This window comes from Prochlorococcus sp. MIT2304 (assembly GCF_059772405.1).
In genome coordinates this window covers 1,017,611-1,031,869 of the sequence record NZ_CM186286.1, presented here as the reverse complement: position 1 = coordinate 1,031,869, position 14,259 = coordinate 1,017,611, and the positions used below count along the sequence as shown (strand labels likewise).

The following is a 14,259-nucleotide window of genomic DNA, read 5'->3' as shown; positions in this document are numbered from 1 at the left end:
TAGCCAGAAAAGTATACTTTCTTGAGAGAGTTGAAAACAATTGGCTTAAATCAAGAAATTTGAAAATACTAACGATTTTGTTTTGAATTCAATACTATAATTTGATGGGATTAATACAACCCACCTCTAATTGATTAACTCATGAAGAGAACTCAACTCAATGTAAGTATTGACCCAAAACTCTTAGAGAGGATTAAAGAGAGTGCCAGGGTCTCAGGCAAATCATTAGTTGGTTATGTCTCTGATTGTTTTGTTAATCAAATTGAGAATAACCCTGTTGAATCGATAGATTCTCGATTCCAAATGATTGAACAAAGGCTTCAAGCTATAGAAAAAAATATTGAATTGCTAAATCCTCAAATTCAAAAAACTCCATCTTTCACATCTACAGAGGTGAAAAATTTTAATGAATTTATTAAGGCTGTTTTTAAAAAAGAGACGAAAAGGAAAGGATATAAATCAATAAAAGAAGCATGGAATGATTTTATTAATCACATAAATTGTTTTGACCAATGGGATGAGAAATGTTCTTTTAGGCTTAAAGAATCTCTTTTTTTTGAACATGGCGATCCATTAACAAGCGATGAAATCAATCATCTCAAAGAGGGAGATATATGTCCTCAACCAATAAGAACAGGAATAATTAATTGGATAAATAATTCATCTAGAGGTCAGTGTTGCTGTTCAGTGAAAGATTTTCCCTCACAGCAACAAATCTGCGAAAAGGGTCAAATCCTTGTACAAGACATATATTCTTAAGTGAAATTTTGTCGTTTTTTGTATAGAAACAAAACCTAAAGCCCTAACCTAAAAGCTCAAGATTTAACAGTCTGAACATTAGTCAGGATTGATATGGGTTGCACAGGGCATCCATAATTGACCCATCTTATGAACACCAATGCATCCGATCTTTTTTGCTTCGATTTCTGCCTGATATCTAGTTGGATAAGCGTATATGTTTTTTGAAGAAGGAGAATATGAACGATTAATTAACTCCTGAATTGCATTATTTTCTGGACTCCATACCTTTAGACCCATAGTTGTTATTCCTGCTGAAAATATTCCCATTCCCACTATTGAGGCATTCAAGACTCCCATAGCGACTACGCCTATGGAAGCTACCCCCATGGGCACAATACCAATACTAATAATTCCCATTGGAACAATCCCAATGGATATAAATCCAAGCGGTGCAATCCCAAATGCAATTTTTTTGGGCTTGCTTCCGCAATGCGAAAGCCATTCTTGATTTTCCTGATCGGTGTTATTTGGATTTTTCATTATCTGAAAATACTAGTGGTGATGACCATTATGAGAATCATGTTTTTCTGTGTCTTTATGATCTGCATGATTTTTGCAAGGCATCCATTTATTTCCCATTTTATGCGCTCCGGTGCAATTGAAATCTTTTGCTGCTTTTTCAGCTTCTGCTTTCGTTTCAAAAAGTGCAGGAGTTCTGTATTTATGTGAATTACCAGAGCATCCCATCAGAAAAAATGATGAGGAAATAATTATGGTAGTTATAGTACTCCTAAGATTATTCATCTTTCTAGGTTTGCCTAGTTCATCTAGCTTTAGACTAATTAAATTGTGATTATTGTCATTAAAAACTCTTCAAACTGAAGAGATGAAAAATATTCAAAAAGTAATAAGATTGCATTTTTTCAGCCTCATACTTAGGCTCTGACACGAAGTTTTTTATTTATCGGCCGACAAAGCCAAATATCTCCAATAGTTATGTAAAAAAATACTCAGACATATACTCAAAAGCACATAGTAATTGTGAGAAGGCATGTTTCTCTCGGCTTTCGAGGGTTCTTGAGGTTATGCCTTGCCAGAACTTAGCTTTGCTAGTTTAGCTAGTATTTTTTGAGAACTATGAGCCCTTTGTCGCGATTACTTCAGCCTGCTTTCTTTTTGGCTCTCCTTGCTCCAATGGCTGTTGAAGCAGTAGGTGAAAATCACAAAGGTCATCTTGAGCACCTTAGTGGGCGCATGAATATGAGTGATTCATATCCTTCAACTATGTTCATGGGTAAAACGACTTTTGTTTTGGGTGGAGTAGATGGAGTGAGTGATTCTGGAATGGGTGGAATGTCTATGTCTGAGGACAAGAATGGAACAGTTTTTCATTACGATACAAAGTTAGTGTTTATGACCAGTTTCACTGGTCAAGAAATGCTTAAAACAGCTGTTCGTGCAGGTAATTTTGGCATGATGGAACCCTTTGGAATGAAGGGTGAGGCAAAATTAGATACGGCTTTCAGTAGTAGTGATTCGTTGGAACTTCATAAGGCTTATTATCAGTTCCCTATTAGAGATGGTATTCAAGTAACTTTTGGTCCGAAGCTTCGCCAAGTTGATTTACTCGGAGTCTGGCCTAATTATTACAAAAGTGATGGAGTTTTATTTGTATTAAATCAGGCAGGTGCTAATGATACTTATTCCAAAAAAGATGGGGGCGGGCTCTCGAATTCCTTGGTCCCATAAAAAATTAATTGCCTCTGCACTTTTCGTTTCGGAATACGCATCAAATTCTTCGATCGGCTTTTTAGCTGATGAAGGTAAAGATCACATAACAACTCAGATGGCATGGGTTGAAGAAAAATTTACTTTTTCAACTGCCTACACACATGCCAGTAATGGGAACACTGACAATTCTGCTGACATTGACGACACTCATCCTTTGGGTTAGTGGTAGCTATAAATTTGGGAATGACTATAGCTTGAGTGCAGGAATGGGATGGAAAAATCCTGATAATGAGGATCGTACTGATAATGCAATGAATAAGGTGGAGGATAGCAATACATGGTTCGTTAAATTCTTATGGCATTATGCGTTTGTTGAGGGGAATAAGCTTGGCTTTGGTCTTGGAACAGCCGAAACTCATAGAGATGACAGTAGTTATGACGATCTTTTAGCTTGGGAAGCTTTTTATGAACCCAGAGTGAAGGATAGTATGATCGTTACTCAAGCTATCTTTGTTATTGATAAAGATGGTAAAGAGGATGTTAATGGGGGTTTGGTGAAAACTACTTTCAAGTTCTAGTTTTTGCCTTTCTAAAATACTGCCTGGTTCTCTATCTGGATAAGGCGGATTTTTTTACTCTAATTACTTTGATTTTTGATGCCGATGAGTGGAATTGAACCACCGACCTACTGGTTACGAATCAGTTGCTCTACCCCTGAGCTACACCGGCACTAGAATAAAGTTATCATCTTTAATTTTATTTTTGAGCAACTCTAATAAGCCTGAATCCAATCTTGATCCTAATTTAAGAGCTCGTTTATTGAAAGAGACTAAAAATCCCTATCGGGGATTGAGAAGAGCTGTTTGGATAGCACTTTTTGGATCAGCGGCCTTAGGCTTTTTTATCATGCTTACCAATCTGATTGCGGGCGATAGTGTCTCTCTTAATGATCTTGCAATTCAAAGCTCAGCATTAGTTATTCTTGGATTTTTGTTGTTTAAGGATAGGAGTAAAGAGGACGTAAATTAGTTGTCTTGCTTTTGTTAATTATATTTTTTCAGATTTTGGGTCCAACTAATAAGCGAAGCTAATTGGTCAATTTTCTTCTTTGAGTAACAAGCTTGAAGGCTTCTATTTGATCTCCTTCTTCCCAGTTTGCAAAGCGATCACAACCTATCCCGCATTCGAACCCTGTTGATACTTCTTTTACATCATCTTTATTTCTTTTTAGTGAATCCAGATCGCCTTCAAAAACGATTTGCTTTCCTCTTTTGACCCTGGCTCGGCAATTCCGTTGTATTTTCCCATTGGTTACATAGCAACCAGCAACTGCACTTTTGCCAATTGAAAATATCGCTCTAACCTCTGCTACACCCAAAGCTTCTTCTATCATTTCGGGTTCTAAGAGACCCTCCATTGCTAATTGAATATCCTCTAAAAGTTTATAAATAACCTCGTAATCTCTTACGTCAACACCATTCGCATCAGCTGCGCGCTTTGCGCCCGATGCCATTGAAGTGTTGAATCCAACTATGACTGCTCCAGAGGCCGCTGCTAAGTCAACATCAGTCTCAGTAATTTCGCCTGGAGCTGATAGCAATACTCTCACTTGGACTTCGTCTTTTGGAAGCTGTTCAAGAGAACCAAGTATTGCTTCTAAACTTCCTTGAACGTCAGCTTTGAGAATAATATTTAATTCTTTAAGTTCACCCTCACTTGCTTGTCCAGACATAGATGAAAGTGAAACTCGCCTGGAAGCCATTTGCTGCGCAAGTCTTGCGGCCCTTGCGTCCGTGGCCCGTTCTCCAACCACTGCCCTTGCGGCCTTCTCATCTGGGTAAACCTCGAACTCATCACCTGCTGTTGGTACTTCACTGAATCCAAGAGCTTCGACAGGACAAGATGGGCCTGCTTCTTTAATCCGGGATCCATTTTCATCTACCATTGCTCTAACTTTGCCAAGCACTGGACCAGCAGCGACTACATCTCCTGATTGAAGGGTACCGTTTTGAACTAGTAATGTCGCAACAGGCCCTTTTGCTTTGTCTAAGTGGGCTTCAATCACAGTACCTTTAGCCAATCTGTTTGGGTTTGCTTGTAAATCTTCAACCTCAGTTACGAGCAAAACCATCTCTAAAAGTTTGTCTATGTTTTCGCCCTTAATGGCACTAACGGGGACCATAACTACGTCTCCTCCCCATTCTTCTGACAATAGATCCTGCTCTGACAACTCTTGTTTTACACGGTCGGGAGAGGATCCTTCTTTATCAATTTTGTTAATTGCTACTACAATTGGCACTTTTGCTGCTCTTGCATGGGAAATAGCTTCAAGGGTTTGAGGCCTAACTCCGTCATCAGCAGCAACAACTAAAATTGCTACATCTGTAACTCTGGTTCCTCTGGCTCTCATTGCAGTAAAAGCTTCGTGTCCAGGAGTGTCAAGGAAGGTTAGTTTCTTCGTTGATCCATCATGTTGAGTTTCGATTTGATAAGCACCAATGTGTTGAGTTATCCCCCCAGCTTCTCCTGCTGCAACTCTCGCTTTTCTTATGGCGTCGAGTAAAGATGTTTTTCCATGATCAACGTGACCCATCACAGTAACGACTGGAGGCCTTCTTATTAAATGTTTTAAATCGCCCTCCTCAATCATTTCAACTGTTTTCTTCGCAGCCTCTTCAACATCATCTTGAAGAACCGGTACTCCGAATTCCTCGGCAACAGTTTCGATCGTTGCCAGGTCAAGTGATTGAGTGACGGTTGCAGTAATCCCTTTGAAAAATAATGATTTAATGATTTCAGAACTTTCAACACTCAGCATGTCAGCAAGTTCTTGAACTGTGAGATTGTCCTCTGGGACAACAATCATTTCAGGTCTTACAAGCTTTGCCTCTCTAGCGGCTCTTAGTTCCATTGCACGTCTTCTTTGCCTTTGACGAGTTGTTTCTTTTTTACGTTTTTTAAGAGCAGTTAAAGGCTTGCCATTATTTCTCTTGCCAGATTTCGGCTTCGATGGTCGAGCCAAGCTTGCTGAGAGAACGACTGCTTGTTGCTCTCCTGCAAATCCACTTGTCTCAGCAGTTAGAGCATCATCATTTTCTCCAATAATGTGGACTTTTTGCCGCTGTTTTTGAGGCGATTTATTTCTTAAGGCATCTAACTTTGCGCTGTCATCCCAATCAGGCCTGCCTGTCCTTCTGGGAGGAGCTGCAGTGCCACCTGGCCTATGAGCGGGCTTCTTAGGAGCGGATGGGGTTGGCCTATTAACTGGTGGCCTGGCTCCAGTTTGGTTCTCTCGTTTGGGTTTAGGACTGGTTGAAGAATCAGATTTCCTTTGAGGAGCACTTGGCCTCGCTTGAGGCTTTTGCAGTTGCATTAACTCACTTGGTGCAACTGGCTTTCTCATCCCAGATGGAACACCTGGACGATTGTTAGATCGGTTTGAAACACCAGCTACTCTAGTAGGAACTCCAGGTCTATTTTGCATACCGCCTCGATTTGGAGTTCCAGGACGGACTGGTCCTCCAGATCGATTATTAGATCCTGGACGATTTTGACCTTGCATAGGTCGATTTGCTACTCCACCTCGATTAGGACTTTGCCTGTTTTGCGAACCAGGCCGACTTGCTCCTCCTCCACCTGCTCTGTTATTGGAAATAGGTCGATTTGATAATCCTTGACGATTTAAAGAGACTGGCGGTTTTGGCGCTCCAGGTCTTGTTGGAATTATTGGTTTAATCCTTGCCTCGTTAGTCTGAGGTTTATTTGTAGGTTTTTCTCTTCGTATGGGGGCTCCTACAAGTTCAAGAGTATTCCCTTTGGTTGGAGGCTGTGGCTTTCTTGAGGGGGAAGCCTGTTTGTTTTGACTTTTGATTCTTTGTAAATTTCCTGGGGCAACTTTCTGAGGAGAAATACCACTTTGATTGAGTCTGGCTTTTGTCTTGTAGTTGTTAGGTTCTGATTGTTTTTTATCTTGAATATTTATCTTTGGTCTGCTTGGTGCTATGGGCCTCTTAGGTTCCTGTCTGAAAGTTTGTTTTGATTGGATAATTGGCTTTTTAGCTGATTCAGGCTTTTTTGCTTGATTTACGTTTTTGTTTTCTTTCTTTAGTTCATTAAGAGGGATTTCCCTTTCAGCGTGAGTTAAGGGCTTAGAAATAGTTTGTTTAATTTCTTGTCTTGGCCTAGGAGGTAGTGGTTTATTTGGTTTAGAAGGTGCTGTTATTTTCTTTTGTTGACCGGGAAATTTATTTTTTAAATTTTTTGAATTGTCGGATTTAGTTAATTCATGAGTTTTTACTGAAGGTTGACTTGGCTTTAAAGGTACATTTATCTTCTTTTCTGAACTAATTGATGGCTCAGGGGAATTTTGTTTAAGTTCAGGCTTCTGAGTCTTTTGAGTTTTGACAGGACTTTTTTTAACGGAAAGAATTTCTTTTTCTAATTTTTTACTAGGTTCAATAATTATTTTTTCTCTGTTGCCTTTTTTTAGAAAATCTTTGATTTGATTTGCTTCAACACTGCTTATAGAACTGCTATGGCTCTTAGCTGCTATGGCAAGTTTACGAGCTGCGTCCAGCACATCTTTATTGTCAAGGCTTAAATCCTTGGACAATTCATAAATTCTGATTTTGCCGCTACTGGTCATTAATGTTGTGCTTGAACTTTAGATTTGGTTTTTTTGAGTTGATTGAGTTCTCTTAATGAACATCATGCCTCAGTATCTGAATCAATGCAGGTATTAAGTTGTTTTTGGAGCATATTGAAAACGCTTGAGTGTATGTCACATCTCAAAGCTTTTTGTAATCGTTTACGCTTCAAAGCCTCTTCAAAACATGACTCAGATCGACAGAGATAGGCTGATCTTCCCATCCCGTCTGAGAGAACCACTCCATTCTGAAAATCTCTGGTAACTTTTAAAAGAAACTTGCGATCAAGAATTTTTTTGCAAGCTACACACCTACGCAGAATGGGGCTTTGACTCACCGGGTTCCTTCCTCTTCTGAAATCATTTTATCTTCGTCTGTAACCTCCTCTTCGTTTGTTTTTTCAATATCACTTTCATCATTCTCAGTTTCTGAGCCATCAGAATCGATACTTGAATTAGTTTCAGAGGATTCTGTTTCTGCTTCGTTGCTATCAATAACTGATAATTGGTTATCTTGAAAGTCCTCTTCGTCTTCTGGTAGAGGGTAAAGCTCTCTTAATCGTGCATCTTCCTCTGCTCTAGCTGCTTGCTCTGCCTCTAATCTCTGCTCAGCTTCTCTCTGTAAAGATTCTTCTTCTTCTCTTTGAGAAATTAATTCTGCGACCTCGGAATCTTCAGTGGCTTGATCATATTCTTGTGAATTTTTGATATCAATTTTCCATCCTGTAAGCCTTGCCGCAAGTCTTACATTTTGTCCTTCTCTTCCAATTGCGAGGCTAAGTTGATCTGGAGGAACAAGGACATGGGCATGCTGACCTTCTGGATCCACAAGCCTTACCACTTCAACTCTTGCAGGACTTAATGAATTACAGATGTATTGAACGGGGTCCGAAGACCAACGAATTACATCTATTTTTTCTCCACGAAGTTCATTAACTACTTGTTGAATTCGAGCCCCTCTAGCACCAATACATGCTCCAACAGGATCAACCTCTCTTTCAATACTGTCAACAGCTACTTTTGTTCTGGGACCTACTGCTCTTGAAGGTGGATTTGCCTCACGAGCAACAGCAACAATTCGTACTGAACCCTCTTGAATTTCAGGCACTTCGTTTTCAAATAAATATACGACCAAGCCAGCATTGGATCTGCTCACAAAAAGTTGAGGCCCTCTTCTGGGTATTTCACTAACTTCTTTTAGAAATACTTTAAATGTTGCGTTTGCTCGATAATTATCATTTGGCAATTGATCTCTTCTTGGAAGCTCTGCTTCTACTTCTGGCCTGCCTAAACCAGAGCTAACTGCCATGATTACTGACTGCCTCTCAAATCTAATGACTCTCGCAGTTAGCACTGGATCTTCTAGGTCAGCAAATTCCTCTTGAATCATTCTTCTTTGCTGATCTCTTAACTTTTGGGCTAAGACTTGCTTGGTAGTGGCTGCAGCCATTCTTCCAAAATCTTCTTTTTCTGGAGTCACATCTAGGACAACAGTGTCCCCAACTTGGGCATCATCAGCAACTTGCATAACCTCAGCTATAGCTATTTGATGATCATCACTCTCAACTTCTTCAACTATTATCTTACTTGCTAAAACTCGATAACCTTCATCATCTAGGTCCAAGCCAACATCAAAGTTACTAAAATAGTCTTCCTCAAAAGGATCTTCGCTGATACCCAAATAAAGAGTTCTTCGATATCGCTCATAACCTTTTAGAAGTGCTTCTCTCAAAGCAGCTTCGACAACTTGTGAGGGAAGTTTTTTTTCCTCACTAATGTCTTCAATTAAGTTGTTTAGGCCTGGGAGTAGAACAAGAGCCATCGATGATGGGATATAAAGATGAGAAAGATTGGGTTAGATAAATTGATATCTAGATTTTAACCAGAGGGTGTTGTGAGTCGGACTTGGATAACGTCCTCGACTGGGATTCTGTGAGTTTTCCCCTTTTGATTTATTTGTAAATCATTATCTGTCCTTTTTAGAAGCAAACCATTTGTTTGTTGCTCAATTTTTTTTAAATCCTGATAAGTAACTTCAATTGGGAAACCTTTGAAAACCTGAAAATCTTTTTCCTCAGTCAAGATTTCACCAACTCCCTCGCTACTGATTTCCAGTGTGAAAGGTCGATTAAGGATTGCAGAACCATGAATAGCTTCATCAATATGTTGATTAAGGTTTGAACAGTCATCAATAGTGACTTTCTTGTCAGGATTTTTGTGTCGGATACTTATTTGAATCGACAAGGGATTTAGATGAGTGAAAATCTTGAAATCGGTTACATCAAAGCCATAATTTGTTGCTGACTTTGTTGTAAGAACTTTCAATTCTGTAACGGTTTGATTAGGCAAAAGGCAGCGTCGAGATCGGGCAGGAAGCCCGAGCGGTTTAAGTATTTGACCCGCCTCTGTTTAAAGAGGTACCGTCAGGCATTTAAATATTACTAGATAAAGGTTTCGGTTACCTCTAAAATCAACTTCTTCTTATTTTGCATTGATCTATTTTATTGTCTCTAGATATAATGACTCGTTATGCTTAGTCCCAGAAAGTTAGAAATTATGAGGAGATTTAGTAGTCTATTTTTATTTTGCTCCATAATTTTTTGCTTTTTGTTCGGACCATTATCTGTATTTGCATTAGAAAATTTTCAATTAGGAGAATCACATAGTTTTGTTGCTGATGTGGCCAGTAGGGTTTCACCATCAGTAGTCAGGATTGATATTGAAAGAGAATATGAAACAGATGAGTTTGAAGATGATTTATTAGACCCTTTGTTAAGAGATCTTTTAGGCGATTTGAGTACTTTCCCAAAAAAAGAAAGAGGGCAAGGTTCTGGAGTCATAATTGATGATTCTGGATTGGTTCTTACAAATGCTCATGTAGTGGAAAGAGTTGATCGTGTGATAGTTACTCTTCAAAATGGAAATCAAGTGGATGGCACAATCGTTGGAACCGATCAAGTCACTGACTTAGCTCTTGTGAAAATCAAAGCATTTCCTGGTTTAGAAAGTGCAAAATTGGGAGATTCAGAAGATATTCAAGTTGGGGATTGGGCAATTGCCCTTGGAACTCCTTACGGCCTTGAAAGTACTGTCACTTTGGGCATAGTAAGTAGTCTTCATAGAGACATTAATACTCTTGGATTCTCTGACAAAAGATTGGATTTGATTCAAACGGACGCAGCAATAAATCCAGGAAATTCAGGCGGACCATTGATGAATTCAAATGGAGAAGTTATTGGAATAAACACTTTGGTCAGGTCAGGTCCAGGGGCTGGGCTTGGATTTGCAATCCCTATCAATCTTGCTTCAAAAGTTACCAATCAATTACTCGCTAATGGTGAAGTTATTCATCCTTACCTAGGAGCTCAGTTAGTTTTGTTAAATGAAAGAATAGCAAAAGAGCATAATCAAGATCCCAATGCATTGATTGTTTTACCTGAAAGATCTGGTGCACTTGTTCAATCTGTTATCCCTCAAAGTCCGGCAGAGGAGGGAGGCTTAAGAAGAGGTGATCTTGTCATAGTTGCAGCAGGGAATGAAATTAATGATCCCAGATCCCTGCTCATGCAAGTTGAGAATGCCCAAATAGGAAAACCATTTGAATTGGAAGTCGTTCGAAACAACAAAGAGATTAACCTTTCTATTAAGCCTGCTGCTTTACCAGGAATTAGCTGAAAATTTGCTACTGTCTTTTCGCAAAGCTATTACTAAATGGATCTTCAAAATCAGATGAAGCTAGCAGTTGCTCAAGCTGCAGTAGATCAAATTCAAGACGGTATGATTCTTGGTCTTGGTTCTGGATCTACAGCAGCTTTAATGATTGAAGCACTTGCTCATAAAATTAAATCGAGAGAAATCAAAGACATCGTAGGTGTGACTACATCTTTTCAGGGCGAGGTTCTTGCCTCCGAATTAGGAATACCGCTTAAATCTCTTTCTTCAGTCTCAGAAATTGATCTTGCAATTGATGGCGCCGATGAGGTTGATCCCAAATTTCAACTAATTAAAGGAGGAGGCGCTTGTCATGTGCAGGAAAAACTTGTGGCTGCTTTGGCTAGAAAATTCATTGTTGTTGTTGATTCGACAAAATTAGTTAAAAAATTGAATCTCGATTTCAAATTACCAGTAGAGGTTCTTCCATCTGCCTGGAAACAAGTACAAAAAACATTAATAAATCTTGGAGGAGAAGGGAGTCTAAGGATGGCTCAGAAAAAGGCTGGACCCATAGTTACTGATCAGGGAAACTTAATACTTGATTTCACGTTTATTAATGGCATTGACGAGCCAGAACTATTGGAGAGTCAAATTAATAATATTCCTGGTGTTCTTGAAAACGGACTTTTTGTAAACCTCACAGATGAAGTACTAGTTGGAAAAGTAGAAAATGAGATAGTGGGTGTCGAATCTCTTAAGAGGGTTTAGAATCTCTAATTTTTATTGATTCTGCGTGACTATGTAATCCCTCACTATTGGCTAAATGCACAACTGCATTTTTATTCTTATGAAAGGCTTCTTTTGAAAAATCTATAAGTGAAGTATTTTTCATGAAAGTTTCAACTCCAAGAGCACCAGCAAATCTTGCTGTCCCAGAAGTGGGCAAAGTGTGATTAGGACCTCCAAGATAATCTCCAATAGCCTCTGGGCTCCATGCCCCCATAAATATTGCCCCTGCATTTTTGATGCTTTTAGATAATTCTTCTGGCTCCTCTACAAGCAATTCAAGGTGTTCTGGGGCAAAAGTATCACTTAACTTTGCACAAGTTTCTAAATTATCGCAAAGAACTATTAACCCCCATTTTGTAATTGATTCTTGGCATATTTTTAATCTTGGATGATTAATTAATTGTCGTTCAATTTCTGCTGGTAATTTTTCAGCTAATTTTTTATTAGTAGTTATTAGTATCGCTGAAGCCAAAGGATCATGTTCTGATTGAGCTAACATATCTGATGCAACGTGTTCCAACTTTGCTGATTTATCGGCAATGATTAAGATCTCACTTGGGCCAGCTAAAGAATCAATTCCTACTTTTCCGTAAACTTTCTTCTTTGCCAAAGTTACATAAATATTTCCTGGTCCAGTTATCACATCTACTTTTGGAATTGATTCAGTTCCAATAGCAAGCGCACCAATAGCTTGAGCGCCTCCAACACGAAATACTTTGTTGATACCTGTAATATGGGCTGCAGCAAGTACGGTTTGGTTTAACTCCCCTTTAGAGTTAGGGGGAGAAACCATTATGGTTTGATTGACTCCTGCAACATATGCAGGAATAGCATTCATCAATACTGTGCTTGGATAGGCTGCTCTCCCTCCTGGCACATATATTCCGGCTTTTTCAACAGGACTCCATCTTCGTCCTAGTGATTCTCCATGGGGGCCTATGTAAGTGATATTTTTTGGAATTTGAAGACTATGAAATTTTTCAATTCTTTTTTTTGCTAACAAAAGTGAATCTTGTAATTCCCTTGGAGTCTCTTCCCAAGCTTTAAGTATTAAATCTGATGAAACTTGAAAATTTTCCGCGAAAAATCCATCAAAGCGAGAAGTGTATTCTTTAAGAGCCTCGTCACCCCTTTTACTAACGTTTTCAATAATATCGTCAACTACCTGTATAGCTTGTTCTTGAGCGGATCCAGCTGTTCTTTCAGTAATTGCCTTGAGCTCAAGCTGAGCCTGGTCAATATTAACAGTTGTTTTTATGGTCAGTTTTTTTGAAGGGGGTTTTTGTACCTCTTCTTTATTAATTATTTGCGTCATGAACTTTTGGCTATTGGTTCAATTTGATTATCTTATGCCTTAATTTTGATTTATGTAGATCTTCTTCATGGTCTTGAGGTAGTGTGGAATAACATTAAGACTAAATCACTAAGCCTCCGTGGCAAATACCAACTCAGCTAAAAAGCGAATTCAAATAGCGGAACGCAACCGCCTTGAAAACAAAAATTACAAATCTACAGTTCGTACCTTAATGAAGAGGTGCTTCCTTGCTTGTGGAATATTTGAAAAAGAGCCTAGCGATGAATCTAAGGCAGACCTTCAAAAAACATTTAATCTAGCCTTTAGCAAAATTGATAAAGCAGTTAAAAAAGGTGTTTTGCATAAAAATACAGGAGCTAATCAGAAATCCAGACTAAGCATTGCGCTAAAAAAAGTTTTGAAATGAGTTTTTTGAGAATAAATAATCTAAGATTTAATATTGAAATAAGAGTTTATTTTGCATCTTGAGCGATTCTAAAAATTCAATAATTGATAGTCACTGCCATATAGCTTTTTCTAATTTTAATGAAGATAGAGAAAAAGTTGCAGAGAGATGGAGATTACAGGGTGTTAAAGCTTTATTACATGCATGTGTAGAGCCCTCTGAAATCCCTGCAATTAAATCAATAGCAGATCAATTTCATGAGATCAGATATTCAGTAGGAGTTCACCCCTTGGATGTGCATCATTGGGGCTCTAAAACTTTAAGCATTTTAAAAAAAGCAGCTCTTGATGATAGTCGAGTGGTCGCTATTGGAGAATTAGGACTTGATCTTTTTAAAGCAGAGAACTTGAGTGAGCAGCTTTCAATTTTAATGCCGCAATTAAACTTGGCCTTTGAATTGAATTTGCCAGTAATTGTTCATTGCAGAGATGCCGCTAAAGAAATGTTAGAAGTTTTTTCTAAGCTTTCTGAGAATGGTCACTGTCCAAAAGGAGTTATGCATTGCTGGAGTGGCAATGCGAAAGAGATGAGAGGGTTTCTTGATCTAGGCTTTTACATAAGCTTCAGTGGAAATGTCACTTTCAAAAATGCGATTGATATCCATGAATGCGCTAAAAAAGTTCCCGAAAGTAGATTTCTAGTAGAAACTGATAGTCCTTTCTTATCACCCGTTCCTCATAGAGGAAAAAGGAATGAACCTTCTTATGTAAAGCACGTTGTAGATAAAATTTCAGAAATCAGAGGTGAAAGCTTCGCAGAAATTGCAGAAAGAACCACTCAAAATGCAAGGGAATTGTTTGCGTTGCCTTAAATATGATCATTTCCTCTAGTTAATTCTCAGATTTGAGTGTAGAGTTATTTATTGTCTTGCTTAGGCGTGGTATCTGCGCTTAAACCCTTAGGGATCTTCCTTTTTGAGTTAGTTTGTTCGTTAATTAA

16 protein-coding genes and 1 tRNA gene are annotated in these 14,259 nt (G+C 38.7%); 9 read left to right on the top strand and 8 right to left on the bottom strand.

The window, feature by feature from the left end; genetic code table 11:
* Positions 1 to 141 precede the first annotated feature (141 nt).
* The gene (locus AC6EIY_RS06180) at positions 142 to 759 is read left to right on the top strand and encodes a hypothetical protein (RefSeq protein ID WP_498506105.1); all 618 of its coding nucleotides are present in this window, start codon (positions 142 to 144) and stop codon (positions 757 to 759) included.
* A gap of 78 nt (positions 760 to 837) precedes the next feature.
* On the opposite strand, the gene AC6EIY_RS06175 is transcribed toward AC6EIY_RS06180, so the two are convergent.
* Positions 838 to 1,281, bottom strand: coding sequence for a DUF3721 domain-containing protein (locus AC6EIY_RS06175; RefSeq protein WP_498506104.1), 444 nt, complete (start codon positions 1,279 to 1,281; stop codon positions 838 to 840).
* A 12-nt stretch (positions 1,282 to 1,293) separates the two neighbouring features.
* Positions 1,294 to 1,545, bottom strand: a complete 252-nt coding sequence (locus AC6EIY_RS06170; RefSeq protein WP_498506103.1) for a DUF3721 domain-containing protein — start codon at positions 1,543 to 1,545, stop codon at positions 1,294 to 1,296.
* Positions 1,546 to 1,878: 333 nt separating this feature from the next.
* On the opposite strand from AC6EIY_RS06170, the gene AC6EIY_RS06165 reads away from it, so the two are divergent.
* From AC6EIY_RS06165 to AC6EIY_RS06155, 3 genes are read left to right on the top strand one after another with little or no spacing between them, the layout of a single operon-like run.
* A complete protein-coding gene (locus AC6EIY_RS06165) occupies positions 1,879 to 2,490 on the top strand; it encodes a hypothetical protein (RefSeq protein ID WP_498506102.1) in 612 nt (203 codons plus the stop codon).
* Complete coding sequence (locus AC6EIY_RS06160) at positions 2,456 to 2,695, top strand: hypothetical protein (protein ID WP_498506101.1); 240 nt, start codon at positions 2,456 to 2,458, stop codon at positions 2,693 to 2,695. The genes AC6EIY_RS06165 and AC6EIY_RS06160 overlap by 35 nt, the downstream gene beginning before the upstream one ends.
* Positions 2,670 to 3,050, top strand: a complete 381-nt coding sequence (locus AC6EIY_RS06155) for a hypothetical protein (RefSeq protein ID WP_498506100.1) — start codon at positions 2,670 to 2,672, stop codon at positions 3,048 to 3,050. Before AC6EIY_RS06160 ends, AC6EIY_RS06155 begins: the two co-directional genes overlap by 26 nt.
* Positions 3,051 to 3,129: 79 nt before the next feature.
* On the opposite strand, the gene AC6EIY_RS06150 is transcribed toward AC6EIY_RS06155, so the two are convergent.
* Positions 3,130 to 3,201, bottom strand: a tRNA-Thr gene (locus tag AC6EIY_RS06150).
* A gap of 33 nt (positions 3,202 to 3,234) precedes the next feature.
* Between AC6EIY_RS06150 and AC6EIY_RS06145 the strand changes: the two genes are divergently transcribed.
* Positions 3,235 to 3,501: a DUF3493 domain-containing protein gene (locus tag AC6EIY_RS06145; RefSeq protein ID WP_498506099.1), complete on the top strand. Its 267-nt coding sequence runs from the start codon at positions 3,235 to 3,237 to the stop codon at positions 3,499 to 3,501.
* A 58-nt stretch (positions 3,502 to 3,559) separates the two neighbouring features.
* Here the strand turns inward: AC6EIY_RS06145 and infB are convergent, their stop codons facing one another.
* From infB to AC6EIY_RS06125, 4 genes are all read right to left on the bottom strand, one after another.
* Positions 3,560 to 7,117, bottom strand: coding sequence for a translation initiation factor IF-2 (gene infB / locus AC6EIY_RS06140; protein WP_498506098.1), 3,558 nt, complete (start codon positions 7,115 to 7,117; stop codon positions 3,560 to 3,562).
* A gap of 62 nt (positions 7,118 to 7,179) precedes the next feature.
* The gene (locus tag AC6EIY_RS06135; protein WP_498461497.1) at positions 7,180 to 7,455 is read right to left on the bottom strand and encodes a YlxR family protein; all 276 of its coding nucleotides are present in this window, start codon (positions 7,453 to 7,455) and stop codon (positions 7,180 to 7,182) included.
* Positions 7,452 to 8,939 (bottom strand): transcription termination factor NusA, encoded by a 1,488-nt coding sequence (gene nusA, locus AC6EIY_RS06130; protein ID WP_498506097.1) that lies wholly within the window; start codon positions 8,937 to 8,939, stop codon positions 7,452 to 7,454. The genes AC6EIY_RS06135 and nusA overlap by 4 nt, the downstream gene beginning before the upstream one ends.
* A gap of 56 nt (positions 8,940 to 8,995) precedes the next feature.
* Positions 8,996 to 9,466 (bottom strand): LSm family protein, encoded by a 471-nt coding sequence (locus AC6EIY_RS06125; protein ID WP_498506096.1) that lies wholly within the window; start codon positions 9,464 to 9,466, stop codon positions 8,996 to 8,998.
* Between the two features lie 207 nt (positions 9,467 to 9,673).
* Here AC6EIY_RS06125 and AC6EIY_RS06120 point away from each other — a divergent pair, with 207 nt between their 5' ends.
* Both AC6EIY_RS06120 and rpiA read left to right on the top strand, forming a co-directional pair.
* Positions 9,674 to 10,792, top strand: coding sequence for a trypsin-like peptidase domain-containing protein (locus AC6EIY_RS06120; protein ID WP_498506095.1), 1,119 nt, complete (start codon positions 9,674 to 9,676; stop codon positions 10,790 to 10,792).
* A 36-nt stretch (positions 10,793 to 10,828) separates the two neighbouring features.
* A complete protein-coding gene (gene rpiA, locus AC6EIY_RS06115) occupies positions 10,829 to 11,539 on the top strand; it encodes a ribose-5-phosphate isomerase RpiA (protein WP_498506094.1) in 711 nt (236 codons plus the stop codon).
* Here the strand turns inward: rpiA and hisD are convergent.
* A complete protein-coding gene (hisD, locus tag AC6EIY_RS06110; protein WP_498506093.1) occupies positions 11,526 to 12,875 on the bottom strand; it encodes a histidinol dehydrogenase in 1,350 nt (449 codons plus the stop codon). The genes rpiA and hisD overlap by 14 nt on opposite strands.
* 118 nt (positions 12,876 to 12,993) lie before the next feature.
* On the opposite strand from hisD, the gene rpsT reads away from it, so the two are divergent.
* Positions 12,994 to 13,281 (top strand): 30S ribosomal protein S20, encoded by a 288-nt coding sequence (gene rpsT / locus AC6EIY_RS06105; RefSeq protein WP_498506092.1) that lies wholly within the window; start codon positions 12,994 to 12,996, stop codon positions 13,279 to 13,281.
* Positions 13,282 to 13,339: 58 nt separating this feature from the next.
* Positions 13,340 to 14,131 (top strand): TatD family hydrolase, encoded by a 792-nt coding sequence (locus tag AC6EIY_RS06100; RefSeq protein WP_498506091.1) that lies wholly within the window; start codon positions 13,340 to 13,342, stop codon positions 14,129 to 14,131.
* Positions 14,132 to 14,259 lie beyond the last annotated feature (128 nt).